Origin of the sequence: Bradyrhizobium ontarionense, from assembly GCF_021088345.1 — a bacterium.
In the GTDB taxonomy this organism is placed as follows: Bacteria; Pseudomonadota; Alphaproteobacteria; order Rhizobiales; family Xanthobacteraceae; genus Bradyrhizobium; species Bradyrhizobium ontarionense.
The window spans coordinates 593,584-619,729 of the sequence record NZ_CP088156.1 but is presented as its reverse complement, the minus strand read 5'-3'; the positions used below and the strand labels follow the sequence as shown (position 1 = coordinate 619,729).

At 65.9% G+C, this 26,146-nt stretch carries 24 protein-coding genes; 4 read left to right on the top strand and 20 right to left on the bottom strand.

What is annotated here, in order from left to right:
• Positions 1-238: 238 nt before the first annotated feature.
• From der to LQG66_RS02555, 7 genes are all read right to left on the bottom strand, one after another.
• A complete protein-coding gene (gene der / locus LQG66_RS02585) occupies positions 239-1,609 on the bottom strand; it encodes a ribosome biogenesis GTPase Der (protein ID WP_231323097.1) in 1,371 nt (456 codons plus the stop codon).
• A gap of 85 nt (positions 1,610-1,694) precedes the next feature.
• Entirely contained in the window at positions 1,695-2,228 is a 534-nt protein-coding gene (locus LQG66_RS02580; RefSeq protein ID WP_231323095.1) for a hypothetical protein, read from the bottom strand.
• 47 nt (positions 2,229-2,275) lie between these two features.
• On the bottom strand, positions 2,276-2,929 hold the full coding sequence (locus tag LQG66_RS02575) for a tetratricopeptide repeat protein (RefSeq protein ID WP_231323093.1): 654 nt from the start codon (positions 2,927-2,929) through the stop codon (positions 2,276-2,278).
• A gap of 178 nt (positions 2,930-3,107) precedes the next feature.
• Positions 3,108-4,700: a class I adenylate-forming enzyme family protein gene (locus LQG66_RS02570; RefSeq protein WP_231323091.1), complete on the bottom strand. Its 1,593-nt coding sequence runs from the start codon at positions 4,698-4,700 to the stop codon at positions 3,108-3,110.
• A 164-nt stretch (positions 4,701-4,864) separates the two neighbouring features.
• Complete coding sequence (panB, locus tag LQG66_RS02565) at positions 4,865-5,689, bottom strand: 3-methyl-2-oxobutanoate hydroxymethyltransferase (protein WP_231323089.1); 825 nt, start codon at positions 5,687-5,689, stop codon at positions 4,865-4,867.
• 2 nt (positions 5,690-5,691) lie between these two features.
• Positions 5,692-6,279, bottom strand: coding sequence for an NnrU family protein (locus LQG66_RS02560; RefSeq protein ID WP_231323087.1), 588 nt, complete (start codon positions 6,277-6,279; stop codon positions 5,692-5,694).
• A 126-nt stretch (positions 6,280-6,405) separates the two neighbouring features.
• Positions 6,406-7,002 carry a hypothetical protein gene (locus tag LQG66_RS02555; RefSeq protein WP_231323085.1) on the bottom strand — a complete coding sequence of 199 codons (597 nt, stop codon included), beginning with the start codon at positions 7,000-7,002 and terminating at the stop codon, positions 6,406-6,408.
• A 162-nt stretch (positions 7,003-7,164) separates the two neighbouring features.
• Between LQG66_RS02555 and LQG66_RS02550 the strand changes: the two genes are divergently transcribed.
• The 3 genes from LQG66_RS02550 (at position 7,165) to LQG66_RS02540 (ending at position 9,251) form a co-directional block, all read left to right on the top strand.
• Complete coding sequence (locus tag LQG66_RS02550) at positions 7,165-7,896, top strand: aspartate/glutamate racemase family protein (RefSeq protein WP_231323083.1); 732 nt, start codon at positions 7,165-7,167, stop codon at positions 7,894-7,896.
• Positions 7,897-7,980: 84 nt separating this feature from the next.
• The gene (locus LQG66_RS02545) at positions 7,981-8,847 is read left to right on the top strand and encodes a S1C family serine protease (RefSeq protein WP_231323081.1); all 867 of its coding nucleotides are present in this window, start codon (positions 7,981-7,983) and stop codon (positions 8,845-8,847) included.
• Positions 8,844-9,251 (top strand): response regulator transcription factor, encoded by a 408-nt coding sequence (locus tag LQG66_RS02540; protein ID WP_231323079.1) that lies wholly within the window; start codon positions 8,844-8,846, stop codon positions 9,249-9,251. Before LQG66_RS02545 ends, LQG66_RS02540 begins: the two co-directional genes overlap by 4 nt.
• A gap of 130 nt (positions 9,252-9,381) precedes the next feature.
• On the opposite strand, the gene LQG66_RS02535 is transcribed toward LQG66_RS02540, so the two are convergent.
• Together LQG66_RS02535 and LQG66_RS02530 are read right to left on the bottom strand one after the other, a co-directional pair.
• The gene (locus tag LQG66_RS02535) at positions 9,382-9,894 is read right to left on the bottom strand and encodes a GDSL-type esterase/lipase family protein (protein ID WP_231323077.1); all 513 of its coding nucleotides are present in this window, start codon (positions 9,892-9,894) and stop codon (positions 9,382-9,384) included.
• Between the two features lie 173 nt (positions 9,895-10,067).
• Complete coding sequence (locus LQG66_RS02530; protein WP_231323075.1) at positions 10,068-12,026, bottom strand: autotransporter domain-containing protein; 1,959 nt, start codon at positions 12,024-12,026, stop codon at positions 10,068-10,070.
• 346 nt (positions 12,027-12,372) lie between these two features.
• On the opposite strand from LQG66_RS02530, the gene LQG66_RS02525 reads away from it, so the two are divergent.
• On the top strand, positions 12,373-12,906 hold the full coding sequence (locus tag LQG66_RS02525; protein ID WP_231323073.1) for a MarR family winged helix-turn-helix transcriptional regulator: 534 nt from the start codon (positions 12,373-12,375) through the stop codon (positions 12,904-12,906).
• A 29-nt stretch (positions 12,907-12,935) separates the two neighbouring features.
• Here the strand turns inward: LQG66_RS02525 and LQG66_RS02520 are convergent, their stop codons facing one another.
• The 11 genes from LQG66_RS02520 to LQG66_RS02470 all read right to left on the bottom strand — a co-directional run bounded on the left by LQG66_RS02520 (position 12,936) and on the right by LQG66_RS02470 (position 25,987).
• A complete protein-coding gene (locus LQG66_RS02520; RefSeq protein WP_231323071.1) occupies positions 12,936-14,555 on the bottom strand; it encodes a peptide chain release factor 3 in 1,620 nt (539 codons plus the stop codon).
• Positions 14,556-14,693: 138 nt separating this feature from the next.
• Positions 14,694-15,701 (bottom strand): inorganic phosphate transporter, encoded by a 1,008-nt coding sequence (locus LQG66_RS02515; RefSeq protein ID WP_231323069.1) that lies wholly within the window; start codon positions 15,699-15,701, stop codon positions 14,694-14,696.
• 10 nt (positions 15,702-15,711) lie between these two features.
• Positions 15,712-16,356 carry a DUF47 domain-containing protein gene (locus LQG66_RS02510; protein WP_231323067.1) on the bottom strand — a complete coding sequence of 215 codons (645 nt, stop codon included), beginning with the start codon at positions 16,354-16,356 and terminating at the stop codon, positions 15,712-15,714.
• A 144-nt stretch (positions 16,357-16,500) separates the two neighbouring features.
• Complete coding sequence (locus LQG66_RS02505) at positions 16,501-17,469, bottom strand: branched-chain amino acid ABC transporter permease (protein ID WP_231323065.1); 969 nt, start codon at positions 17,467-17,469, stop codon at positions 16,501-16,503.
• 1 nt (position 17,470) lies between these two features.
• Entirely contained in the window at positions 17,471-18,334 is an 864-nt protein-coding gene (locus LQG66_RS02500) for a branched-chain amino acid ABC transporter permease (protein ID WP_231323063.1), read from the bottom strand.
• Positions 18,335-18,413: 79 nt separating this feature from the next.
• Positions 18,414-19,637 (bottom strand): ABC transporter substrate-binding protein, encoded by a 1,224-nt coding sequence (locus LQG66_RS02495; RefSeq protein WP_231323061.1) that lies wholly within the window; start codon positions 19,635-19,637, stop codon positions 18,414-18,416.
• Between the two features lie 43 nt (positions 19,638-19,680).
• Complete coding sequence (locus LQG66_RS02490) at positions 19,681-20,427, bottom strand: ABC transporter ATP-binding protein (RefSeq protein WP_231323059.1); 747 nt, start codon at positions 20,425-20,427, stop codon at positions 19,681-19,683.
• Positions 20,420-21,175 carry an ABC transporter ATP-binding protein gene (locus LQG66_RS02485; protein WP_231323057.1) on the bottom strand — a complete coding sequence of 252 codons (756 nt, stop codon included), beginning with the start codon at positions 21,173-21,175 and terminating at the stop codon, positions 20,420-20,422. Before LQG66_RS02485 ends, LQG66_RS02490 begins: the two co-directional genes overlap by 8 nt.
• A 564-nt stretch (positions 21,176-21,739) precedes the next feature.
• Positions 21,740-24,265, bottom strand: coding sequence for a M56 family metallopeptidase (locus LQG66_RS02480; protein WP_231323055.1), 2,526 nt, complete (start codon positions 24,263-24,265; stop codon positions 21,740-21,742).
• Entirely contained in the window at positions 24,265-24,696 is a 432-nt protein-coding gene (locus LQG66_RS02475; RefSeq protein WP_231323053.1) for a BlaI/MecI/CopY family transcriptional regulator, read from the bottom strand. Before LQG66_RS02475 ends, LQG66_RS02480 begins: the two co-directional genes overlap by 1 nt.
• Positions 24,697-24,925: 229 nt before the next feature.
• A complete protein-coding gene (locus LQG66_RS02470) occupies positions 24,926-25,987 on the bottom strand; it encodes a carbon-nitrogen hydrolase family protein (protein ID WP_231323051.1) in 1,062 nt (353 codons plus the stop codon).
• Between the last annotated feature and the right edge of the window lie 159 nt (positions 25,988-26,146).

Below are 26,146 nucleotides of genomic sequence, written 5' to 3'. Positions count from 1 at the left end.
CGATCGTGCGGCCCGACGCTCACCGTCACACGATCCAATTCATAGGATCGCGCAGGCCTGTGAACTTGGACGGACGCGACGAAACGCCCGGCCAAAGCGAAATCCCAGGACACGTCTCGACCACATGGCGAGACGCGCACCGGTTAGCGCGATGACGAGGGAGGCGGATGTGCGCGCGATCACGCGGTGATGCGCAGACGGCCGGGAAACAGACCTGGGAGCGGGGAAACGAGCCGGTCTAGTTCGGCCGCTTGCGCTTGTGCGCGAACGGATTGGCCTTCTCGCGCAAAGTAATACGCACCGGCGTGCCCGGCAGCTCGAAGGCTTCGCGCATCGAGTTGGTCAGATAGCGCAAGTACGATTGCGGGATCGCATCGGCACGCGAGCAGAACAGCACAAAGCTCGGCGGCCGCGCCTTGGTCTGGGTGATGTAGTTCAGCTTGAGGCGGCGGCCAGACACCGCGGGCGGCGGGTTGTTGGCGATGGCCTCCTCGAACCAGCGGTTCAGCGCGGCGGTCGACACGCGCTTGTTCCAGACCGCATAGGAGTCGACGATGGCCTGCATCAGCCGGTCGATGCCCTCGCCCATCAGGCCGGACACCGCCACGATCGGCGCGCCCGCGATCTGCGGCAGCCAATGGTCGGCGTCCCGGCGCAGCAGCGAGATCTGGCCGGGCTGGGCCTCCATCAGGTCCCATTTGTTGACCGCGATGACCAGCGCCCGCCCCTCGCGCTCGATCAGGTCGGCGATGCGCAGATCCTGCTCCTCGAAGCGGTTCTGCGCGTCCATCATCAGCACGACCACCTCGGCGAACCGCACCGCGCGCAAGGCATCCGCAACCGACAGCTTTTCCAGCTTCTCCTCGATACGCGAGCGCCGGCGCAGGCCGGCGGTGTCGAAGACGCGGAAGCCGCGGCCCTTCCATTCGATTTCGACCGCGATCGCGTCGCGCGTCGTGCCGGCCTCCGGGCTGGTCAGGAGACGCTCCTCGCCGAGGAGATGATTGATCAGGGTCGACTTGCCGGCATTGGGACGGCCGACGATGGCGACGCGGATCGGGCGTGCGGCGCGCTCCTCGTCGGTCTCCTCGTGCTCGTCGTCCTCATCCTCGGAGGGCGGCACCAGCACGCTGACGGCGTCGTAGAGCTCGCCCATGCCCTCGCCGTGCTCGGCCGAGATCTGGATGGGGTCGCCGAGCCCGAGTGCGTAGGATTCCATCGCGCCGAGCTCGCCATGCTTGCCCTCGCTCTTGTTGGCGAGCAGCAGCACCGGCTTGTTGGCGCGGCGGGCGAAATCCGCAAAGTCGCGATCGGCCGGCGTCAGGCCGACGCGGGCATCGATCACGAAGAACAGCGCGTCGGCGAGCGCGATCGCGGTCTCCGTCTGCTCCTGCATGCGTGCGGTGAGCGAGCCCTTCGGGCCCTCGTCGAGGCCCGCGGTGTCGATCACCGTGAAGTTCAGATCGGCGAGCTTGGCCTCGCCCTCGCGGCGGTCGCGGGTGACGCCTGGCATGTCGTCGACGAGCGCCAGCTTCTGCCCAACCAGACGGTTGAACAGGGTCGATTTGCCGACATTGGGCCGGCCGATGATGGCGATGGTGAAGGACATGATGATCCGCGTGCGCGTGAGCGCGCAGCTTTAACGCATCCGGCCGCAAAACCGAAACGCCGCGCGGCTGATCCGCAGCTTGAGATTAACGGTTGAACGAACCGCTCGGAACCGGGGCTTGGAACTGGCCGCCGGATTGCCGGACAGGCTGGTCGGCGGGAGCGGTATCATCCGCCGGCGGGGCGGTGGTGCGGCGGCGCACGATCTTCTTGGGCTTCGGCGCCGGCGGAACGGCTCCAGCGCCCTCCTCGACCGCAGCGGCTTCGCCGTCCTGCGGATCGGCGGGGGCGGCGCTTGGCGCCGCGGCCTGCTGCCGGCCCTTGGCGCCCTTCTTGCCCTTGGGCTCCTCCATCGGAGGTGCCGGCGGCGGTACGGCGGCCTGCGCTCCGGGATCGAGGTTCTGCTGCTGCGCGCCCTTATACATGTCCTTCGGCACGCCCTGCTCCAGACCGGGCACGCCTTGCGGGAACACCGGCTTGCGATCCCCCGGCAGCTTCTTCTTGGTGTCGAGGAAATCGAGCAGGTCCGACGGGTCGAAACCGCCACCGGCGCAGCCGCCGAGCGCGCCGGACAGCGCGACGAGGATGGTCAGGGCGATGAAACGTTGGGGGCGGCGCATGGTCGTCGTTCCGATCAGGGTCAGTTTCGCCGTCAGGTCGTTCGCGGTCAGCTTTTGGCCGCGGCAGGCAGCAGCGCCTGCAGCGCCTCGGCGCGCGAGCGCAGGCCCGGCGGGGTCTCACCATCCAGCGCAATCATGTCGAGCCATTGACGGGCTGCGGCGGCGTCATTGCCCCGCCAGGCCGACAGCGCCAGCAATTCGCGGGCGGCGTGACGGAACGGCGCGCCGGGCGCCGTTTCGCTCTCGAGCCGCGGCTTGATGTCAGCATAGGGCGCCGTGTCGACCAGGAGCCCGGCCGCGCGCAACCGCGCCATCGACTGCTGCTCCGCGCCGATGCTGCGGTCGGCCGCGAGCTCGTCGTAAAGTTTGACGGCCGCAGCCTTGTCACGCACCGCCGCCTCGGCCGCCTGGTGGAACCGGGCCAACATGCGGTAGCCGAACGGCGCCGTCGCCGCGACCTCGGCAAAGGCTTTTTCCGCTTCCGCGCGCTTGTTCTGCTCGGACAGCTCGAGCGCCTTATTGAAGGCGACGCCCGCCTCGGACGCCTTCTTGGCCTCGAGATATTCGTAGCCGCGCCAACCGCCCACGCCGGCGATGATCAGCACCGCGATCGCAATGATGTAGAGCGAGTAGCGGTCCCACAGCTTCTTGAGCTGTTCCCGGCGAACCTCCTCGTCTACTTCATCAATAAATTCAGACACTTGAGGACATCCCGTGAGATCCGCTGCAAACCGCAGGACGGATGGTATTGAAGTGCCGCGCGAGCAGGCTCCGCCCGCATGCGGGCGCGGATACCGCGGCGTTATGGCGGTGACAAGGCGAGTCCAGCCGAATCAAGGCGTTACTCCCAGCTTCTGCCACCGTGTCGAAAGCCGGCTATCACGCCGTCAAGCCTTCGCGCAACTGCCGTTTCATCACCTTGCCGTTGGCATTGCGCGGCAAAGGGTCCGAGGTCACCGTCAAGGTTTCCGGCACCTTATAGTCCGAGACCCGCTCGGCGCACCAGCTGCGCAAGGCCTCGGCGCTCATCGGCTCGCGGGTCACGACCACCGCGTGCACCCGCTCGCCGAGCACCGGGCACGGCCGGGCGACGATCGCGCTCTCGACCACCGCCGGGTGACTCGCCAGCACCGATTCGACCTCGGCCGAGTAGATCTTGAGGCCGCCGCGGTTGATCATGTCCTTCTGGCGGTCGAACACCCGGACGAAATTGTCGGCATCAATCGAGCCGAGATCGCCGGAGTGCCAATAGCCGGCGGTGAAGCTTTCAGCAGTGGCCTTCGGATTGTTCCAGTAGCCCTTGATGACCTGGCCGCCGCCGATCCAGATCTCGCCGATCTCGCCGCGTGGCAGCTCCCGCCCGTCCCCGTCCATCACCAGGATGCGCACGCCCGGACAGGGCAGCCCGACGCTGTCGATGTGGCGGGCGGTCAGCGCCGACGGCATCAGCGTCGCCGGCGAGGTGGTCTCGGTCGAGCCATAGGCGTTGACCAGCCGGAGGCCCGGGATCTTGGCGGCCAGCCGCTCGATGGTCGCGACCGGCATCGGGGCGCCGCCGAAGCCGCCGATGCGCCAGCTCGAGAGATCATGGCTGTCGAAGTCGCGCTGCAGCAGGCACAGATTGTACATGGCCGGCACCATCACGGTGTAGGTCACGCGCTCCCGCGCCGCGAGCTTCAGATACTCGCCCGCCTTGAACTCCGGCATGATGATCAAGGTGCCGGCGCAGCGCGCCATGCTGGTGATGTTGGCGACCACGCCGGTGACATGGCCGAGTGGCACGGCTGCGATCGAGCGGTCGGCGTGTGTCAGCCCGAGGCAGGCCTCGTAGATCATCGAGGAGTGGACGATGTTGCAATGGGCGAGCATCGCGCCCTTGGGCCGGCCGGTGGTGCCGGACGTATAGAGGATCATCGCAGTGTCCTCTTCGGCCACTTCGACCCGAGCCTCATGCGCGGCATGATCGGCCAGCGCTGCGAAGCCGGAGCGCTGCGGATGATCGTCGACGGCGATGCGCGCGGCGAGCTGCGGCGTCTCCGCGGCAGCCGGCAGCCGGTCCGCCAATGTGGCCTCGTGCAGCAGCAGCCGGGCGCCGCAGTCGTTCAGCACATAGGCGATCTCCGGCGTCTGCTGCCGCGTCGACAACAGCACCGTGATCAGCCCGAGCTTCGCTGCGGCAAACAGCGTGAGGACGAATTCGATGCGGTTGCCGAACAGCAGCGCCAGCCGATCGCCCGGGCGCAGGCCTCGCGCCTGCAGGCCGCCGGCGATCCGCGCCGCGGTTTCGGCGACCTCGCGCCATGACAGCCGCACGGCCCCGCAGACCAGCGCCTCGCCATCGCCGTTGCGCGCGGCGGCCTCTTCGACCATGGCCCAGATGCTCGCCGACCGCTCCGTGAACAGCGGAACCACGCGGTCGCCGAAACGGGCCTCACGCCGCAGCGGCGGCGTGACATAGGTCGACCAATCCATGGCGTTTCCTCGAGCTTGGCTTCTTGTCGTTGTTCGCCGCGATGCGGACCAGCCCAAGCATAACCATCGGACGACGCGCTTGGCTATCTCCGGCAGCGCCGGAGATCGGTCCCATGCCGCCGCGCCGCACCACCGCCCAAAGCGGCGACCAAGCGAGAGACCGGTCAGGTCTTGGACTTCATGCCGTACACATGTTCCGCCGCCGGAAAGGCGCGGGCGCGCACGTCGGCCGCGTAACGTTCGACCGCCTCGTCGATCGCCGGACCGAGATTGCCGTAACGGCGTACGAATTTCGGCGCGCGCGGCGACAGGCCGAGCATGTCCTCCAGCACCAGTACCTGGCCATCGCAGGCGGCGCTGGCGCCGATGCCGATGGTGGGGATCGCGATCTGCTGCGTGATCTTGCGCGCCAACGGCTCGGCCACGGCTTCGATCACCACCGAGAACGCGCCGGCCTGTGCGATCGCCGCAGCATCGTTCTCGATCGCGGCCCAATCCGCCTCGTCGCGGCCCTGCGCACGGAACGAGCCGAGCGTGTTGATCGATTGCGGCGTCAGGCCGATATGGCCCATCACCGGAATGCCGCGCTCGCTGAGGAAGGCCACCGTCTCGGCCATCCGCGCGCCGCCCTCGAGCTTGACCGCGCCGCATTGCGTCTCCTTCAGGATCCGCACCGCCGCATGAAACGCCTGCTCCTTCGTGGCCTCGTAGGAGCCGAACGGCATGTCGACCACGACCAGCGCCTGGCGCGAGCCGCGCATGACGGCGCAGCCCTGCAGGATCATCATCTCCAGGGTCACCGGCACGGTGGTCTCGAAGCCGTGCATCACGTTCCCAAGGGAGTCGCCCACCAGGATCACATCGCAATGGCGGTCCACCAGGGCCGCGGTATGGGCGTGGTAGGACGTCAGCATCACGATCGGCTCGCCGCCCTTGCGGGCGCGGATCTCGGGCGCCGTCTTGCGCCGGATGGTCGACTGCACCGACATCGCTAACTCCCGATGACGGGAATGCCGAGCACAACGGGATGGAACGCGAAGGCCAGCGCGACATAGACGACGATGCCGACCACCACCGCGATGACGTCGTTGCCGACGCCGCCGACCGGGATCGGCGGGCCGCCGGCATCAGTGCGCCGCTTCAGCGAGATGCGGTCGAACACGGCCCAGGCCAGGATCGAGCCGAACAGGATGATGCCGCCGAGATCGCCATTGCTGAGCAGATGCCCGAACGCCCATAGCTTCACGCCGGCCAGCATCGGGTGCTTCAGCGCCGTATAGATGCGGCCGCGGATGTAGGCGGCGACCACCATGATCACGGCAGGCAGCATCAAGGCGAGATTGATGTGCTTGAGCGCCTTCGGCGGCGTCCACACCTGGATCCAACCGCCGCCATGGCGGTACTCGGCAAAGCCCCAGACGATCAGGGCGAGGCCGGCGAGAGCCACGACCGTGTAGGCGAGCTTATACGTGCCCTCGCCCAGCCGCGCGATGACCTGCGCACGCGCCGCGCGCCGGGTCGTGAACACATGGGCGCCGAGAAACAGCACCAGCCCCACCACCATCACCAGAAGTCCCACGGCGTCCCCCTTCGCATGCACACGACCTGTGCGTGGGCATCGGTATCATTTCCGGGGGCGGCCTCGCAACGTACACGCGGTGCGCTTGGCTGGAGCACGCGGCAAACAGCGCAAGGCAACGTCGGATTACTGCTGGTCCGACGACGTGTTCTTCAAATCCCGGTTGTCGACATAGCGGATCGCGATCGGCCGCCCTGCCAGCGCACCGCCGAGCCCTGAGGTGAACTTCAGCGGCAGGCAGGTATCGAGCGAGGCATTGATGGCCTTCAGATAGGTCGCGCGGTTGTCGGCCGACGCGCCGGAGGTGGCGAAGGTCAGGCGTGGCGGCGCCACAATCTCGCCAGTCCGCTTGAAACTGAAGCGCACCGTCAGCTGCATGCCCGCACGGGCAGCGTCCTGCGGTGGTGGCGTCCAGCATGAGCGCAATTCGGCGAACAGGTCGCCGATCGTGTCGAGATCATGATCCGGCCTCTGATACTTGGACTCCTGGTCCTTGGGCGGCCTGCTCTCGATCGTCAGCTGCAGGTTCTGGCCATAGGGATAGTCCATCTCCGGAATGCACGGCCAGGGCCCGTAGATGCTGCAGAACGACGGCGTGCAGGGCTGGTTGTCGAGCACGCTGCACGGCGTGTGCGCGAACGGCACCGGATTGACCCGATCACGCGCCTCGGTCGCGGCCGGCGCGGCGATCATCAGCACGAGGATCATGAGGACACGGAGCATGCACGATACTTCGAGGTTCGACCCGGCTTGAGCTGGTTGCGCGGGATCCGGGCGCAAGCCCAATCCCGTTCACGTCTGCGCGTTCCCGCGTCGCCAACGCCTCTCGACCCTGCCCGGGGAACTCGGCTAGAACACGGCGAACCACCGCGAACGGACGCCATGATGAGCCGCAGCAGCGAGATCGTGATCAACGTCATCAACCCGAACATGACGGAATCGATGACCGAGCTGATCGCTCGAGCGGCCCAGGCCAGCGCCAGTCCGACAACGCGGATCATCGGCCGCACCGCCCGCTTCGGCGCCGCCTCGATCGAGGGTCATTACGACGAGGCGATTGCCACGATCGGCATGCTGAAGGAGGTCGAGACGGGCGATGCCCAGGGGTGTCACGCCCATGTGATCGCCTGCTTCGGCGACCCCGGCCTGCTGGCCGCGCGCGAGTTGTCGCCTGTGCCGGTGCTCGGCATCGCGGAAGCGGCCATGCATGCCGCGAGCTTCGTCGCCACGCATTTCAGCATCGTCACGACGCTGTCGCGTACCAAGGTGATCGCCGAGCACCTCGTACGCAATTACGGCATGGAGCAGCATTGCCGGAAGGTACGTGCGGTCGACGTCGCCGTGCTCGATCTCGACAAGCCCGAGGCCAATGTGCGCGGCACGCTGCTCGGCGAATGCCGCGCCGCGCGCGATCAGGACGGCATCGGCGCGATCGTGCTCGGCTGCGCCGGCATGGCCGATCTCGCGCACGACCTCTCGACCGAATTGGGTATCCCCGTGATCGACGGCGTCGCCGCCGCCGTGCGCTTCGCCGAAGCGCTGGTTGGGTTGGGGCTGAAGACGTCCAAGCATGGCGACCTCGCCTTCCCGCTGCCGAAGGCGCGGACGACGCTCTGAGACGTGACGGAGCTGCCTGCCCATCCGGGGAGTTCCGAAACGCCGACCGACGCTCCACATTGGGGTCAACCAAGGGAGCCGTCCATGTCCGATCCGTCCGCCCTCACCTCGTTGTCATCGGCGCTGGCCGCGACCGTTGCCGCCGCCGCGCCTTCGGTGGTCTCAGTCCACTCGCACCGCTCGCGCGCCTCCGGCTTCGTCTGGAAACCGGGCCTCGTCGTCACCGCCGATGAGGCGCTCGCCGATGAAGGCGAGGTCATGCTCGCCTTTGCCGACGGCGCAACGCGTCCCGCCGTGATCGTCGGGCGCGATCACACCACCGATGTCGCCCTGCTGCGCTACGACGGCAAGGAGGTGCCGGCCGCACCGCTCGTCGGGAACGCGCCTCCGCTGGGCGCGCTGGCCGTCCTCGTCGCGGCGGACCAGGGCACGCCGGTCGCGGCGCTGGCAATGGTCGCCAAATCGGCAGGGAGCTGGCGCAGCCTGCGCGGCGGCGACATCGATGCGCGGATCGAGCTCGACACCCGGCTCCGGCACAGTTCCGAAGGCGGCCTCGTGCTCGACGCAGAAGGCCGAGCGATCGGCATGGCCGTGCGCGGCCCCCGCCGCACGCTCGTCATTCCCGCGGCCACCATCGAACGCGTCGCCGCCAGGCTCGAGACCCACGGCCGGATCGCGCGCGGCTATCTCGGCGCCGGACTGCAGCCGGTGAGGCTCGACGATGGCCTCGGCGCGATGGTCATGAGCATCGACAAGAACGGTCCGGCCGCGGCGGCCGGCCTGCGCCAGGGCGACGTGATCACGTCGCTCAACGGCGAACCGTTCAGAGGCATGCGCGCGCTGATGCGCGAGCTCGGCCCCGGCAGCGTCGGCGCGGCGGTCGATGTCGCCGCCTTGCGCGGCGGCGAACCGATGAAGTTGACCCTGACCATCGGCGAGAGGCCGGCGTGAGCGACGGCGAGAGCTCGCCGATCACGATTGCCATCGCGGTCGGCGACGCCGAGCTAACCGACCGGCTGGCGGCGCTGCTCGGCGGCATCGCCGGCCTTCGGCTCGTCGCGCCAGGCGAGAGCGCCGACGTCGCGGTCGTCACGCCGCGCAGCGACGACGAGGCGCGCATCGACAACGGCAATGGCGACGGCAACGCGATCGACACGTTTCAGCTCACCGCGCGCGAGCGCGACGTGCTGGCGCTGATGGCCGAAGGCTGCTCCAACAAGGAGATCGCCCGCGCACTCGGCATTTCCGTGCACACGGCAAAATTCCACGTCGGCTCGTTGCTCGACAAGCTCGACGCCACCGGCCGCCTCGACGCGGTCGCCCACGCCGCACGGCGCGGGATCATCGAGCTGTAGAGCGAAAAGCCCATTGCAACGCGTAGCCCGCATGAGCGCCGGCGATATCCGGGGACAGACCATCCCCGCATATCGCTATCGCCTGCGCCCTTCGGCTGACGCTCATGCGGGCTACGCTCCGTCTGCGCGACTACTTGCGCAGACCGCTCATCACCCTGGGCAACAGCGCCGCCGCCAGCATCCGGTAGCCGTCCGGCGTGAGGTGCTGGCCGTCGACCTGATGCGGCAGGCCGCGGAGCATGCCGTTCTCGACCATGACGACCCTGATGTGGTGCTGCGCGGCCTTGGCCGTGATGGCGCTGATGTTGCTGCCGCGCTGGTCGCCGACCCCTTTGCGGAAATCATTGCCGCCGGGCTGCAGCAGCAGGACGCGGGTCGATCCATCGACGGCGCCGTCGAAGCGGGACAACATGCCAGCCGTGGTATCGCCGTTGACGCCGGCATTGGCGACGCTGACACGAACACCTTTGCCGTGCAGCATCGCCTCGAGCTGCGCCGGAAAGTCCTCACCGCGATTGACGCCCTTGCCATAGGTGTTGCTGGCGCCCAGCGCCACCACCTCGGCGGCCCCGGCCGCTCCCGCCGTCGTCAAAACCGACCAGATCACGAGCATGCTCGCCAACGGGCCAACCAGTCTGCCCACCACTGCCGACCTCCCCTGGTTTGCCCCGAGCCTAGCGTATTCATCGCGCTTGGAAAACGGAGGAAACGGAGTTGGCAAGCGACCGCAAGGCCCAAGTCGGGCGCGATGAACATCGCGCTCGACTTTCAAAGCGTGCAAGGTCGACGCCAGTCCCAGTCGTCAGAGCGAGAGTCTCAGAACGCCACCTTCACCCCGCCATTCACGCCATAGTCGTTGCGGTCGGATCGGGCGAAAGTGCTGACCACGCCAAGATTGGCACTGACCTTGTCGGTGATTGCCGCGGAGAAACCGGCTGCGACTTTTCCGTAGGTGGCGGTACGTCCGTCGATCGGCGTCAACACGGGCAACAAGGGTGTCGTCACCTGGGTCGTGATCAGGGTGCGCGCCGAGCCGAGGAAATCGTGCTCAACCGTCAAGTTCAGGTATGGATTGTAGAACGCCCCGGCCATGGCGAATGGCGCACGAAACTGCACGCCGGCGCTTCCGGTCAGGCTCTCCAGGCTCTGGCGATTGACGATGTTGGTGAGCAGGATGTCGCCGGTTTCGGTGTAGCCCGCGACTTGCGCATTGGTATAGGACAGCCCAGCGATCGGGCCCACGCGCAAGGCGCCGAGATCCCAGAGATAGCCGCCGCGCGCGGCGACCGTGAACGTGTCCGCATGGGTCGAACCGCGGATGGTGTCGATGACGCCCTGACGATCCGTGGCGATCGCCTGGCGGCCGTAGGCGAGAAGCGCATCCGCAAACCAGTTGGCGTGGCTATAGGCGGCATAGCCGCCGATCTGATAGGCGTCGATCTTCTCGTGCGCGCTCTGCACGGCGAGATTGACGTTCGGCTGGGCGTAGCTGAACAGCCCGCCGACCATCAGCTCGGGCGAGAGGCGATAGTCGAGCCCGATCCATCCGCCGACCGAATTGTAGTTGTAGCTGGATAGGAACTGCTGGGAGTCGCGGTTGCCTCCCGCATAAGCGACGTCGCCATAGACGGACCAGGGACTTTGCGGCCCGGACGGACGGACCGCCTTGACCGGCATGTCGGCGGCCATCGCGTTCATCGCATTGGCCGCCCCATTGACGTTGCGATAGGCGTCGATATGGCCGAACACCGAGCCGGTGAAGCCGGTGGCGATCGACATCGCCACGTCGCCCTGCGGCGCCACGGTCAGGGGCGCGTCGATCTGGTTGGTCTGGTAGCGCCCGATCAACGCAAAACCGGCGGTCGTGAAGTGCAGGCCGTCATAGGACAGGAATTGGTTCTGCGCCGCCACGGACCCGCCGACGCAGGACGGCACGGCCGTACAGGCGGCGGTGACATTGGTGAATCCGTAGAGCGACGGGTTCGCAACCACCTTCTGCGTCAGGGTGGCCAGATCGAAGAAGAAGATGCGGATGCCGGAGCGCGCCAGCGGCGCCAGGCTTGCCTGCTCCATCTGCGTCAAGGTGGATTGGAAGTAGTGGATGTTCGCGTTGCCGGCAGCGATGGGCAGGTAGGAAAGGTCTCCGACCGACAGGATTGCGAGGTTGCGTGCGCCGGCCTGGACGAGTTGCTGAACGTCGGACTGGATGTTCGCTGTGGTCTGCGCAGCAGCCGCGTTCATCTGGGCTTGCGTGATGGCCGGGTTGAACAGGATGGGCACGCCGTCATTGCCGCCTGCGGTCGTGATGTCGACGAGGTCGCGCGGGCCAAAATGGCCTCCCGCCGCGAGGAACGTCCTTATCTCCGTGCCAGTCCCGGGCAACACCGGAACGGGAGGTCCAAGCAGGTTTCCGACATTCGTATCGCCACTCATCGCGCCCCCGGTCGCGTAGTTGGCGACCGATGCGGTGGGAAGACCATAGTGGAATTGCAGAGCGTCGGCCATCGACAGCCCCGCGCTGTAGCGGCCGGTCGGTGGGACCGGCGACCCGGCCCGCAGCGCATTTCCCCAATCGGCGTAGCTGTCGCCGAACACCGTCAGGCGCGTAAACTGGCCTGTCACTTGGGGACCGAACAGCCCCTGAACGGATGGGTTTTGCTGGATGTAGGCGTAGACGTCCGGGCTCGGAACGATGGCCGTCGGCGTGTAGGTCTGCGCGGAGACTTCGGTCGCGTGGCACACCACCGCTGCTGTCATGACGGCCGCAGCGACCATGCAGCGGCTCCGAGCAGATCTGCCGGTCGATCCGGCCGGCCGGTGATGACTGCCCTTTTTGCCGCTGGAAATCTTCGACCTGTCCGGTCCCACCAGATTGAGCATTCGTCTCTCCCCCACGAGCGCCGTCGCGTTGATCGCGTTTGCTGGCGCCACGGCGGAGAATTGAAGCCCGTGATTGCGATGGGCCTGGTTCTTCCGACGGCGGCGCGTCATATGGTCGCTCTTGTGAAGATAATGTTCATCTTCTGATTTGTTCAGGTCAAGAACAATTCGTAATGAGGATTTGAAATGGCCACGCACTCGGGCAATGTGTGGCCTGCAGGCACCATAATTGAGAACACACTTGGCCCATCAGCCCCGACGCACGTTGAGACGCGCCCCCAAAGCCGACGAGACGCTCACCAGACCGAGGAAACGACCTGCCACGCAGGGGACCGATGAGCAGCGGCCACCGATCAGCCTCGATGGGCTGACGAGCCTTGCCGGCTATCTGATCCGGCAGGCTCAGCTCTGGGTGTTCGAGGACTTCAACGGAACGCTTGCGCCGCTCGACATTCGCCCCGCGCAATATTCGATCTTGGTTGTGGTCCGGGATAATCCCGGGTTGTCGCAAATGGCGCTCTCGGAGGTGCTCGGCATCAGCCGTTCGGGGATCATTCCACCGCTCGACGAGCTTCAGTCGCGGGGGCTGCTCGAACGCCTGCCGACGTCAGACCGGCGTACTCATGCACTGCACCTCACCGCAGCAGGCACCGCATTGCTCGCGCTTGCCGACAGCCTGGTCCAGCAGCACGAGCGGCGGCTGATGGATAAGGTCGGCTCTCGAGGACACCAGCAGCTGCTACAGGTGCTCGAGGTGTTCGGACGAAATCGGTAGAGATCCACCCACACACCGGAAGCTGCAGCTCACGCTTTCTTCTTCACGTCCTTGACGTTGGAGAAGACGATGCCTTCCGCGCGTTCCTTGGTGTAGCCGAGATAGAACTCGTTCTTGGCCAGGAACACCGGATCGCCATCGACGTCGTCGGCGACGCCGGAGCCGTTGGCGGCGATGAAGGCCTCCAGCTTCTTCCTGTCGTCGCAGGAGATCCAGCGCGCCAGCGAAAACTCGGAGATCTCGAACTCGACAGGCAACGAATATTCGGCATCGAGCCGCGCCTTGAGCACGTCGAGCTGCAGCGGGCCGACCACGCCGACCAGCGCCGGTGCGCCGTCGCGCGGCCGGAACACCTGCACGACGCCCTCCTCCGACATCTGCTGCAGCGCTTCCTTCAGCTTCTTGGCCTTCATCGCGTCGGTGAGCCGGACGCGGCGGACGATTTCCGGCGCGAAGCTCGGCACGCCGACGAAGGTGAGGTCCTCGCCCTCGGTCAGGGTGTCGCCGATGCGAAGCGAGCCGTGGTTGGGAATGCCGACGACGTCGCCGGCAAACGCCTCGTCCGCGACCGAGCGGTCCTGGGCGAAGAAGAATTGCGGGCTCGACAGCGGCATGGTCTTGCCGGTGCGCACCAGCTTCGCCTTCATGCCGCGATTGAGCTTGCCTGAGCACAGCCGCGCGAACGCGATGCGGTCGCGGTGATTGGGATCCATGTTCGCCTGGATCTTGAACACGAAGGCGCTCATGCGCGGCTCGGCGGCGTCGACCTTGCGCAGGTTGGAGTCCTGCGCACGCGGCGACGGCGCGTAGCGACCAAGGCCCTCCAGGAGATCGCCGACGCCGAAATTGCGAAGCGCGCTGCCGAAATAGACCGGCGTCAGATGTCCTTCGCGGAACGCCTCCAGGTCGAACGGCTTGCAGGCCTCCTTGACCAGCTCCAGCTCATCGGTGATCTGGCTGATGTCGAGATTGGCGTTGATCTTGCCGAGCTCCGAGATCTCGATCTGCTGCGCCGCGCCGGTCTTGGCTCCGCCGCCTTCGAGCAGGCGCACGCCGCCGTCGCGGATGTCATAGGTGCCGACGAAGTCGCGGCCGCGGCCCACAGGCCAGGTCATCGGCGTGGTGTCGAGCGCCAGCGTCTTCTCGATCTCGTCCATGAGATCGAACGTGTCGCGGCTCTCGCGGTCCATCTTGTTGATGAAGGTGATGATCGGGATGTCGCGCAGGCGGCAGACCTCGAACAGTTTTCGCGTGCGCGCCTCGATGCCCTTGGCGGCGTCGATCACCATCACGGCGGAGTCAACCGCGGTCAGCGTGCGGTAGGTGTCCTCGCTGAAGTCCTCGTGGCCCGGCGTGTCCAGCAGGTTGAAAACCAGCCCCTCGAACTCGAAGGTCATCACCGAGGTAACGACCGAGATGCCGCGCTCGCGCTCGATCTTCATCCAGTCGGAGCGGGTGTTGCGGCGCTCGCCCTTGGCCTTGACCTGGCCGGCGAGGTTGATGGCACCGCCGAACAGCAGCAGCTTCTCGGTCAGCGTGGTCTTGCCGGCGTCCGGGTGCGAGATGATGGCAAAGGTGCGCCGACGCGCCACCTCGTCGGACAAGGCGGTGCGGGCGGGCTGTTCGGTCGTGACGGCGGAATCGGACATGAGGCGGCGGGCGTCGTTTCGGGGCCAGAGCGTTGGATTTGACAGGAAACGCGCGGGATCACGGCCGTCGCGCGCCCTCCATATAGGCGTTTTGCACCGCAACTCCAACCGGCGAGTTGAGCTTCGCCGGGACCCGGATCAGTGCCGCAGCACCGACACCAGCCAGAATGTCAGCGCCGAGACGATGGCAGAGGCCGGAATCGTGAAGACCCAGGCATAGACGATCGATCCGGCCACGTTCCACCGCACCGCCGAGGCACGCCGGGCCGCGCCGACGCCGACGATCGCCCCGGTGATGGTGTGGGTGGTCGAGACCGGCACGCCGAGGAAGGTCGCCAGGAACAGGGTAATGGCGCCGCCGGTCTCGGCGCAGAAGCCCTGCATCGGGGTCAGCTTGGTGATGCGCAGGCCCATGGTCCGCACGATGCGCCAGCCGCCCATCAGCGTGCCCAGCGCCATCGCCGCCTGGCACGACAGCACGACCCAGAACGGCACCGTGAAATCGCCGCCGAGGTGCCCCTGCGAGTACAGCAGCACCGCGATGATGCCCATGGTCTTCTGCGCGTCGTTGCCCCCGTGGCCGAGCGAATAGAGCGAGGCGGAGGCGAACTGCAGGATACGGAAGGCGCGGTCGACCGCGAACGGCGTCGAGCGCACCGAGGCCCAGGACACGATCGCGACCAGGATCATCGCCAGCACCAGTCCGACGAAGGGCGACAGCACGATGGCCAGGATCGTCTTCGACAGGCCGCTCCAGACGGCGGCCGAGATGCCGGCCTTGGCGATCCCCGCCCCGACCAGCCCGCCGATCAGCGCGTGCGAGCTCGATGACGGAATGCCGGCCGCCCAGGTCACCAGGTTCCAGACGATGGCGCCGATCAGCGCGGCGAAGATCACCTGCGCATCGACGATGGCGGGATCGATGATGCCGGTACCGATGGTCTGGGCGACGTGCAGCCCGAACACCGTGAACGCCACGAAATTGAAGAAGGCGGCCCAGAATACCGCATATTGCGGCCGCAGCACCCGGGTCGAGACGATGGTCGCGATCGAGTTGGCGGCGTCGTGCAGGCCGTTCAGGAAGTCGAAAGCGAGCGCGACGGCGATCAGGCCGAACAGGATCGGGAGACCGAGCGGAGCATCCACGGCGCGGCCCCTAGACCTGTTCGATCATGATCGAATTGATCTCGTTGGCGACGTCGTCGAAGCGGTCGGCGACCTTCTCCAGATGGTCGTAGATCTCGGCGCCGACGATGAAGTCCATCGTGTTGGCGTGGCGGTGCTTGAGGAACAGCTCCTTGAGGCCGATGTCGTGGAGGTCGTCGACGCGGCCCTCGAGCTTGGTCATCTCCTCGGTGATCGCGGTGATCATCGGCACGTTCTGTCCGATCGCCTGCAGCAGCGGCAGCGCCTTGCCGATCAGGTTGGCGCACTCGACCAGCAAGGTGCCCATCTCGCGCATGGTCGGCTCGAACTCCTTGACCTCGAACAGCACCACGGCCTTGGACGTCTGCTGCATCTGGTCGATGGCGTCGTCCATCGAGGTGATCAGGTTCTTGATGTCGCCGCGATCGAACGGCGTGATGAAGGTGCGGCGGACGGCGGTCAGCACCTCGCGGGTGATGTTGTCGGCCTCGTTCTCGAACTGGTTGACGCGCTGGCAATGGCGGAGAATGTCATCGCCGCCCTGCAGCATGTCCTGCAGCGCATGCGCGCCCTCGATCACCACCTTGTTGTGGCGGGCGAACAAATCAAAAAACCGCTCCTCCCGCGGGAGGACGGCGCGAAACCAGTTCAGCATGGGACGAGGTCCATCGATTCCGAAAACGGGCCAGGGCCGGCCCGTCACAGAACTGTCATATCGCGGATCAGGCCCAGGCAGAAGCGATGGCCGGATCATCCACCGGTTTCTGAGGACCGGCCGATGCTGTTGCAAATCAATAGCTTACAGGGAGCGCTTGAAGAAATGGGCGATTTCGCCGACCACGCCGCGGCGGAACGTCAGCACGCAGGCGACGAAAATGGTGCCCTGGATCACCGTCACCCACTGGCCAAAGCCGGCCAGATATTGCTGCATGCCGACGATCACGAACGCACCGACCACGGGTCCGAACACCGTGCCGAGACCACCGACCAGGGTCATCAGCACGATCAGCCCCGACATCGGGACTTCGACGTCGGTCAGCGAGGCATTCTGGGCAACGAACACCTTCAACGCGCCGGCAAAGCCGGCGAGCGTCCCCGACAGGATGAAGGCGAGCAGCTTGTACTGGTCGGTCTTGTAGCCGAGCGAAATCGCGCGCTGCTCGTTCTCACGGATCGATTTCAGCACCTCTCCGAACGGCGAGTTGATGGTGCGGAAGATCAGCAGGAAGCCGGCGAGGAAGCCCACCAGCACGACGTAATAGAGCACGGTCGGCTTGGACAGGTCGAGGATGCCGAACATCCGCCCCTGCGGAATACCCTGAATGCCGTCCTCGCCATGGGTGAACGGCGCCTGCAGGTAGATGAAATACAGAAGCTGCGACAGCGCCAGGGTGATCATCGCGAAATAGATGCCCTGGCGGCGGATCGAGATATAGCCGGTGATGACCGAAAGAACGAACGATCCGGCGATGCCGACGAGGATGCCGAGCTCGGGCGGCAGTCCCCACACTTTCAGGGCATGCGCGCTGCAGTAGCCTGCTGTCCCCAGGAACATCGCATGGCCGAACGACAACAGGCCGCCATAGCCGATCAGCAGGTTGAAGGCGCAGGCGAGCAGCGCGAAGCACAGCGCCTGCATGACGAAGAACGGGTAGAGCCCGGTCCAGGGCACGATGGCGAGCAGCGCCGCCATGATGACGAACACGATCATCTCGTCGCGCATCGCGCGCGGGGTGATCGGCAGGGTCGCGTCGGTGATCGATGTCATGTCAGGCCGCCCGTCCGGTCAGACCCGTCGGCTTCACCAGGAGCACCAGGACCATCAGAACGAAGACCACGGTGTTGGAAGCCTCAGGATAGAAATATTTGGTCAGTCCCTCGACCACGCCGAGCGCGAAGCCGGTGATGATGGAGCCCATGATGGACCCCATGCCGCCGATCACGACCACGGCGAACACCACGATGATGATGTTCTCGCCCATCAGCGGCCGGACCTGGTTGATCGGCGCAGACAGCACGCCCGCAAGCGCGGCGAGCCCGACGCCGAGACCGTAGGTCAGCGTGATCATGCGCGGCACGTTGATGCCGAACGCCCGCACCAGGGTCGGATTTTCAGTCGCGGCGCGCAAATAGGCGCCGAGCCGGGTCCGCTCGATCAGGAACCAGGTCGCAATGCAGACGACCAGGGAGAATATGACGACCCAGCCGCGATAGACGGGCAGAAACATGAAGCCGAGATTCATGCCGCCGCGGAGCTGATCGGGGATCGCATAAGGCAGGCCGGACGAGCCGAAGAAGTTCTGGAACACGCCCTGGATGATCAGCGCCAGTCCGAACGTCAGAAGCAGGCCGTAGAGATGATCGAGCCCGGCAATCCATTGCAGCATGGTACGTTCGAGGACCATGCCGAAGATGCCGACGATGATCGGGGCCAGCAGCAGCGCCCACCAATAGCCGATCCCGCCGATGCTCAGCAGGAAATAGGCGCAAAACGCGCCCATCATGTAGAGCGCGCCATGCGCGAAGTTGATGATGTTGAGCATGCCGAAGATGACGGCAAGCCCGAGACTGAGCAGCGCGTAGAACGAGCCGTTGATCAGTCCGACCAGGAGCTGTGCGTAGAGGGCCTGCATCGTCTTGTTCTGTTTTCTCTCGGCGTTTCCCTAGAAAGACAGCAGCCCCGGCGACATCAGCCGCCGGAGCCGCAGCGGCTCACTTCTTCAACAGGGCGCACGCGCTCTTGTCGAGCGGCGTGAAGGCCTGGTCGCCCGGCACCGAGCCGACCAGCTTGTAGAGATCCCACGGTCCCTTGGACTCCGAGGGCTTCTTGACCTCGAACAGATAGGCGGTGTGGATGGTGCGGCCGTTGGGCTGGATCTCACCCTTGCCGAACAGCGCATCCTCGGTCGGGATCGACTTCATCTTGTCGACGACCTTGACGCCGTCATGCGGGTTCTCGCCGAGCGCGTCCAGCGCCTTGAAGTAATGCGACAGGCCCGCATAGACGCCGGCCTGAACCATGGTCGGCGGCGCGGCGTTCTTCATCCGTTTGGCGAAGCGCTCGGAGAAGGCGCGGGTCTGGTCGTTCATGTCCCAGTAGAAGGTCTCGGTGAAGTTGAGGCCTTGCGCGATGTCGAGCCCGATCGACTTGACGTCGGTCAGGAACAGCAACAGGGCGGCGAGCTTCTGGCCGCCCTTGTTGATGCCGAACTCGGCGGCCTGCTTGATCGTGTTGGTGGTGTCGCCGCCGGCATTGGCAAGGCCGATGACCTTGGCGCCGGACGACTGCGCCTGCAGCAGGAAGGAGGAGAAGTCGGAGGTGTTGAGCGGATGCTTGACGCCGCCGATCACCTTGCCGCCATTGGCGGTCACGACGGCCGTGGTGTCGCGCTCAAGCGCGGCGCCGAAGGCGTAGTCGGCCGTCAGGAAGAACCAGGTCGAGCCGCCGGCCTTGACCAGCGCCTGGCCGGTGGTATGCGCCAGCATGTAGGTGTCGTAGGTCCAGTGCACCGTGTTCGGCGAGCACTGCGCGTTGCTGAGGTCGGAGGTCGCGGCACCGGAATTGATGTAGACGCCGTTCTTCTCCTTGACGACGTTGTTGACGGCGAGCGCAACGCCGGAATTCGGCACGTCGACGATGACATCGACCTTCTCGACGTCGAACCACTGCCGCGCGATCGAGGTGCCGATGTCGGGCTTGTTCTGGTGATCGCCTGAGATCACGTCGATCTTCCAACCTTTCGCGGTGAGGCCGGAATCCTCGATCGCCATCTGCGCCGCGAGCGTCGAGCCCGGACCGCCGAGGTCGGCGTAGAGTCCGGACTGGTCGGACAGCGCGCCGATCTTGACCGTCTTGTCGCCGGCGAAAGCGATGCTGCCGGCCGCGAAGGTGAGCGCCGTGCCCAGCAGCAGTGACGCGATGAATCTGCTTTTCATGTCCTACTTTCCAAACCATTCGAAAAAACGTTGGTGGCGCCGATCAGACGCCGAGATACGTATGCAGCTTGTCCATGTTAGCCGCGAGGTCGGCATTGGCAAAGCCGTCGATGACCTTGCCGTGCTCGACCACGTAGTAGCGGTCCGCGACAGTCGACGCGAAGCGGAAGTTCTGCTCGACCAGGAGGATGGTGAAGCCCTCCTTCTTCAGCCGCGCGATGGTGTGGCCGATCTGCTGGATGATAACGGGCGCGAGGCCCTCGGTCGGCTCGTCCAGCATCAGGAAGCTTGCGCCGGTGCGCAGGATGCGCGCGATCGCCAGCATCTGCTGCTCGCCGCCCGACAGCTTGGTGCCCTGACTCTTGAGCCGCTCCTTCAGGTTCGGAAACAGCTCGAAGATCTGTTCGAGCGTGAGCCCGCCCGGCCGCACCACGGGAGGCAGCAACAGGTTCTCGCGCACATCGAGGCTCGCGAAGATGCCCCGTTCCTCCGGGCACAGCGCGACGCCGAGCCGCGCGATCTTGTCGGAGGTCATGCGGATGAGCTGCTGCCCGTTGAACTGGACCGAGCCGGTGCGCTTGCCGATGATCCCCATGATCGACTTCAAGGTCGTAGTCTTGCCGGCGCCGTTGCGCCCGAGCAGGGTGACGACCTCGCCGGCATTCACGTTGAAGTTCATGCCGTGGAGAATGTGGGATTCGCCGTACCAGCTCTCGAGATTCTTCACGTCGAGAATGGCGCTGGCCGCAGCGGCCGCCTCGGGCTTGTTGGTCGTCATCACCTCAGGCATGTCCGGCCCCCAGATAGGCTTCCTTGACGCGTTCGTCCTTGGCAAGCTCCGAATAAGGCCCCTCCGTCAGCACCTGGCCGCGCGTCAGCACGGTGATGGTATCGGAGAGGTTGGCGACGACGCTGAGATTATGCTCGACCATCAGGATGGTGTACTTGGCGGAAATGCGCTTGATCAGCGCCGCGATCTTGTCGATGTCCTCGTGGCCCATGCCGGCCATCGGCTCGTCCAGCAACATCATCTCCGGATCGAGCGCCAGCGTGGTCGCGATCTCAAGCGCCCGCTTGCGTCCGTAGGGCATTTCGACCGCCGACGTATGGGCGAACTCGCTTAAGCCCACATCGTTCAGGAGCTCCAGCGCCCGGCCGTTGAAGCGGTTCAGCACGCTCTTGGAGCGCCAGAAGTCGAACGACGCGCCATGCTGGCGCTGCAGGGCCACGCGCACGTTCTCCAGCGCGGTCATGTGCGGAAACACCGCCGAGATCTGGAACGAACGGACCAGCCCCAGACGCGCCACGTCGGCCGGGGCCACCGCGGTAATGTCCTGACCTTTATAGAGGATCTTACCGGCGGAGGGCCGCAGGAACTTGGTCAGCAGGTTGAAGCACGTCGTCTTGCCGGCCCCATTCGGACCGATCAGCGCGTGAATGGTGCCCCGGCGGATCTTGAGCGAAACATCGCGAACGGCAAAAAATCCCGCGAATTCCTTCGTCAATCCGTGGGTCTCGAGAATGAACTCGTCAGCCAAACAGATTCCCCCCGAGCCGGCGCACACAGCGCCAGGCCCTCGCTTCTTCCTTTAAGGCGGCTCTACCGGACGGCTGGACGATTCCCGTTGCCGACCGCGACCGCTTCGCGCCGGAATATGCCGTCAATCGAGGGAGTTAGGCAAGGCGGAAAGCTGGGCAACGGCGTCGCGGGCGAGACCGCGCACCTTGCGTTGCAGGATTTTACCTTCTCCCGCTCACATAGAATTCTCCGGCGCAGCGGCCGGCCATCCGCGCAGCAGCCGATGACTGATCAGACACGCGATCCGCAGCGGCGGCTGCCGGACAGCGACAAGCCGTCACTCGTCACGCCAGAAGCCACGTCATCGGCGCTGCCGGAGACCATGCGGGTGTCGAGCGTATGCAGAACGAGGATCTCGCGCGCGAGATCCTCGTTGAGGCCGAGGCTTCGATCAGTAACGCTACTATTTGCAACGTTAAAGTCGCTCAATTCAAGCCGGGATTGGGTTGGCTGAATTGATCAGCCCACGCGCGCCCCGGCGGCTGCAGACATATTCACGTCGCAACCGCCGGCGTGACGCAGATCAGAAGGACGGCCCGAGCGCGATGCGGCCGATGCCGCCATTCCGGGCGAGGCCGATGCGCCACTCAGCCGTGCCGTTGGCGAAGTGGACCATGTAGATGTCGCTGTCGAGCGCGGTGACGCCGCGGAAGCTGACGGCCCTGATCTCGCCGAGCCGGGCCAGGATGGCCCGGTTCATCGCCAATTGCTGGCGCGTATAGGCCGCGACCTCCGCGGTCATATGCGCGTAGTCCGGCTCGCCGCGCACGATCGTCTCGATGTAGTTGCGCAGCTTCGCCTCGCTGTCCGGCAGCGGCGCCGACCGCCGCTCGCCGAAATGATCCGCCGCCGTGCCGGCCCCTGCGGCTTCGACCGTGTGGAAGCGCGTGCGCCGCCCCGGCATGACGATCTCCAGGCAGCGCCCCGACGCATCTGCAACCACCCAGGGGCTGCCGATCTCGGTCGTGAAGGACGACGACAGGTCGTCGCCAATCGCCGCATGCGCGATCCGCTTGCCGCGGTCATCCAGCCGGTACAGCTGAACCTCCTGCCGGCTCGCATTATAGACCGTGAGCCGGATCGGCGTCGCATCAGGCCGTGCCCGCAAGTTCGCCTCGCTGGCGCAGTCGAGCACCTCGCCCGGCGCCTGATTGCCATCGGGACGGAAGATCACGTCGTCGGCCTTGCCGTCCGGCGTCATCAGCAGGCGGAATTCCGCGGCACCATTGGCGAACTTCACGCCATAGATGTCGTAGCCGCCGGATCCGACACCACGAAAGAAGATCGTCTCCACCTCGCCAAGCGTCTTGAACGTGGTCTGCAGCCAGGTCGCATGCTGACGAATGTTGGCAGCCAGCGACGGGCTCATGAGCGCGTAGTTCGGCTCTCCACGTCGGAGATCGGCGATTCCCCGCAGCACCATGTCACGGCTGCCGGGGGTCGGAACCTGCTCGCGGAAGCGGTCCGGCACCTCCGCGATGCGCCGCGCAAACGTCTCCTCGATCGCCTTGGCGCGCGGCTCGTCGATGCGGCGCGCCACCCGCGCGCCGAGCAGCGGATCCTGGACCAGAAGGCGCGTCACCCTGCCCTTGCCGTCGCGCAGGAACAGCAGGAGGTCCTCGTTCTTGCTGGAGAATGAATCGGTGCAATCGGCCGTCACGGCGAAGCTGCCGCGCCCGGTTTCCGACAATTGCAAACCGCCTGAGGCTGCACTGACCGTGAGCACCCGGTTCGCGTTGAGCTCGTACCAGCCGGCATAGTCGTCGCCGTTCGACGTCTCGAACTGACCATCGCACGGTGCGAACTCGGTGATGCGCGCGGCCTGCAGATCGCGATCGAGCTGATGCAGCACGAGATCGTTGGGCGGACGCTCATCCATGACGAAACTGAGCAGACCCGCATTGTCGGCATAGGCGTAGTGGCCGGGCGCGGCCGAGGCGAGCCGCAGCCGGCGCTGACCGGTCAGCTGGCCGTACAGCGCATCTCCGTGCCGCGAGACCGCAAACACGCCGTGCGAGCCCAGCGCATAGAAGGTGACGCGCTCCGCCCGCTGCGCCGGGCTGCCGAGATCGCTCGCGCCAGGCACGGCCTTGGCGGAGGCCATCTGCGTCCGCGTCGTGATGGCAAGTCCGGACAGCACCGCGAGCGGCACGAGCAGCGCGGCCAGCGCGACACGGCGGCTCGGCGCAATCCTGGGCAGGAGGCTCGCCTCCGACAGGATGCGCTCGATCCGCACCAGCACCGTCGACGGCCGCGCCATCTCCAGCGCCACCGTGCTTCCGCGCGGCGCCTGCACGATGTCGAGCAGGATCTCGGCATAGGAGACCCGATCGTCCAGTGCCTCGATGGCGCTGGAGTCGCTGATCATCTCGGCAAGCTCGGCCAGCCGGCGATGATGCCACCAGGCGAACGGGCTGAACCAGAACAGCGCGCGGTTGACCGCCGCCAGCACCAGCACATGAAAATCACGGTTGGCGATGTGGGACGCCTCGTGGGCCAGCACCGCGGCCTGCTTCTTCACATCCCACGACCGCCATTGCGCCGGCACCAGGATGGTCGAGCCGATGGTGACCGGGCTCGCGATCGCCTCGCTCAGACGCAGCTTCGCCGGTCCTGGGAGCGGCTCGGCCCTGCGAACCAGCCGCCACGTCAGGACGAGGCCAATGACAAGGCGCAGCAGCATGAAGCCGGCAACCGTGAGATAGACCAGCGTCGCGACGGTCCACGGGCTTACGGTGGTCTCGGCCGCCACCGGCGCAACCGGCGCATTGGCGGCATCGTCCGGCACAGGTGCGAGCGTCGCGGCCGAGAGCGCGGCATCGTCCGGCAGCCAGGTGGGCGGACCGGACGGCGCCGCGGCGGACCGGACGGTGACCGTGACGGTGGTCCAATGCATGGCGAGCGGCATCGCCAGCGACGCCAGCAGCACCACCAGCCAGGCCGTCATCTGCAGCTGCGGATGGCGCACACGGCACAGCCGCAAGCCCAACGCGACGGCACTTCCCAGCAGGACGGTGCGAAGCGCCGCTTCCGCCAGAACAGCGAGCATCATTTCCTCCCGCCCGTTGACCTTCCCATTGACTTGCCCGTTGGCTTGCCTGACGACTTGTCGTTCTTGGCCTTGGCGATCTGGTCGGCGAGCGCCTGCAACTGGCGCTGGTCCAGCATCGCATTATCGACCATGCCGACCAGCACCTCCTCGACGGAGCCGTTGCAGAACCAGTCGACGATGCGCTGCACCGCCTTGGCGGCCACCCGCGCGCGCGGCTCGGCGGCGGAATAGACATAGGTGCGGCCGTCGACCGTGTGGGTCACATAGGTCTTTTCTTCCAGCCGGCGCAGCACCGTGCGCACGGTCGATTCCTTGAGCTTGCGCGACAGCTTCTCGCGGACGGTCTCGGCCGTCACCGGACCATGCTCCCAGACCAGTTGCATGACCTCCCGTTCGAGGTCGCCGAGTTCGGGGAGGCTCGCGTCCATGATCCGTCCTTGCGATTGAGCTCTGTAGCGCTACAGATTGTCGCTCAATCACTGGTTTCGGGCAACAGCTTTCCGCAGATCTCCACGTTGCCACCCCAAAAGACGGCCGTGACGCTCCGTTTTTTTGCTTTTGGCGACAAGTCTCCCGGCGGCGGGGAGCTCCCTACGTCGCGGCCTTCGGCGTGCGCAGGACCACCGTCGACACCTGCGTGCATGGTCTGCGCCGGGATCAGCGGCCGCTGCTTCCTTCCGGCTTTTGCATCGCGCCTGGGGTGACGGCATCAGCAGGCGTCGGCGTGGTCGAAGCGGCGGACGGTGCATCGTCGTGAAATTTTGCCGGCGTCAGCCGGGTGCGATTGATCGAGAGGTCGAAAATGTCGAACCTGTTGTAGTAGCCGACCACATCGTGGAACTGCTTCGGCTCCACGCACCGATTGAGGTCGATCTCGGCATAGGCGATGCCTTCGTCGTCCTGCAGCAGATCTCCGACGACCTCGCCGGTCGGATCGACGAAGAAGCTTGCTGCACGCGGGGTCTGATCGATGACGTCGGCAATGGTGCGGTCGCGCGCGATCAGCTCATCACGCATCGCAGCGTCCATGTAGCCGGCGGTGACGATCCCGAACACCTTGGCCTCGAAGCAATGCGCGCTGGCGCGGATGCGGTTGGCGGCGACATTGTTGAAATTACCGCCGCCGCTCGGCCGGCGCGTCGGCCACATCGGCGGCCAGCTCGAGATGTGCACCTGTTCGCCTTGCGCCATCAACGCATAGCGCGCCAACGGGTTGGTGTTCTCGCCGCAGATCAGGCCGCCGATCCGACCGATCCGGGTGTCCGCGACCTTCAGGCCGGCGCCGTCGCCCGACGACCAGATCAGCTTTTCGTAGAATGTCGGCACCAGCTTGCGGTGATGGACCAGGATCTCCCCGTCTTCGCCGATCAAGAGATTCGAATTCCATAGTCCCCCGGCGCTGACAGGCGAGCGCTCGCTGATGCCGATCGAAACCATGATTCCCAGCGCCCGCGCCTCCGCGCAGATCCGCGCCACTTCGGGTCCGTCCGCCAGCACCGAGTGCTCCGCCATGCGGACGAAGAAGTCATGGTTGTCGATCGGCGCCCACAGCGCGGCCCAGACCGGAAAGGCTGGAATATAGGTCTCGGGAAATGCCACCAGTTCGGCGCCGGCCTTGGCGGCCTCGCGCATGATCGCGACGGCCTTCTCGGTGGTCGCCTGCCGATCGAGAAAGACGGGGGCGGCATGAACGGCGGCAGCCTTGAAGCGGGGAAGCATGAAATGGTCCGGTCTCGAACTTGGTTTTGGGTCTTTCGGGGATCGGAGCGCTATCACCTTCGTCTCGCCGAGCCACACAGGAATTGTCGCAAGGCCCGTTGCGGAGGATCGGAGCCATCTACTCCTTACTCCACGATTCCGCCGCCGAGCCTGGAACGG

Bases quoted from the DNA above. Each gene is read 5' to 3' on its own strand.
- der (WP_231323097.1), bottom strand. From the start codon at position 1,609: ATGTCCTTCACCATCGCCATCATCGGCCGGCCCAATGTCGGCAAATCG.
- LQG66_RS02480 (WP_231323055.1), bottom strand. From the start codon at position 24,265: ATGCTCGCTGTTCTGGCGGAAGCGGCGCTTCGCACCGTCCTGCTGGGA.
- LQG66_RS02475 (WP_231323053.1), bottom strand. From the start codon at position 24,696: ATGGACGCGAGCCTCCCCGAACTCGGCGACCTCGAACGGGAGGTCATG.
- LQG66_RS02470 (WP_231323051.1), bottom strand. From the start codon at position 25,987: ATGCTTCCCCGCTTCAAGGCTGCCGCCGTTCATGCCGCCCCCGTCTTT.
- LQG66_RS02520 (WP_231323071.1), bottom strand. From the start codon at position 14,555: ATGTCCGATTCCGCCGTCACGACCGAACAGCCCGCCCGCACCGCCTTG.
- LQG66_RS02490 (WP_231323059.1), bottom strand. From the start codon at position 20,427: ATGCCTGAGGTGATGACGACCAACAAGCCCGAGGCGGCCGCTGCGGCC.
- LQG66_RS02550 (WP_231323083.1), top strand. From the start codon at position 7,165: ATGAGCCGCAGCAGCGAGATCGTGATCAACGTCATCAACCCGAACATG.
- LQG66_RS02500 (WP_231323063.1), bottom strand. From the start codon at position 18,334: ATGCAGGCCCTCTACGCACAGCTCCTGGTCGGACTGATCAACGGCTCG.
- LQG66_RS02530 (WP_231323075.1), bottom strand. From the start codon at position 12,026: ATGGTCGCTGCGGCCGTCATGACAGCAGCGGTGGTGTGCCACGCGACC.
- LQG66_RS02495 (WP_231323061.1), bottom strand. From the start codon at position 19,637: ATGAAAAGCAGATTCATCGCGTCACTGCTGCTGGGCACGGCGCTCACC.
- LQG66_RS02555 (WP_231323085.1), bottom strand. From the start codon at position 7,002: ATGCTCCGTGTCCTCATGATCCTCGTGCTGATGATCGCCGCGCCGGCC.
- panB (WP_231323089.1), bottom strand. From the start codon at position 5,689: ATGTCGGTGCAGTCGACCATCCGGCGCAAGACGGCGCCCGAGATCCGC.
- LQG66_RS02510 (WP_231323067.1), bottom strand. From the start codon at position 16,356: ATGCTGAACTGGTTTCGCGCCGTCCTCCCGCGGGAGGAGCGGTTTTTT.
- LQG66_RS02505 (WP_231323065.1), bottom strand. From the start codon at position 17,469: ATGACATCGATCACCGACGCGACCCTGCCGATCACCCCGCGCGCGATG.
- LQG66_RS02580 (WP_231323095.1), bottom strand. From the start codon at position 2,228: ATGCGCCGCCCCCAACGTTTCATCGCCCTGACCATCCTCGTCGCGCTG.
- LQG66_RS02545 (WP_231323081.1), top strand. From the start codon at position 7,981: ATGTCCGATCCGTCCGCCCTCACCTCGTTGTCATCGGCGCTGGCCGCG.
- LQG66_RS02570 (WP_231323091.1), bottom strand. From the start codon at position 4,700: ATGGATTGGTCGACCTATGTCACGCCGCCGCTGCGGCGTGAGGCCCGT.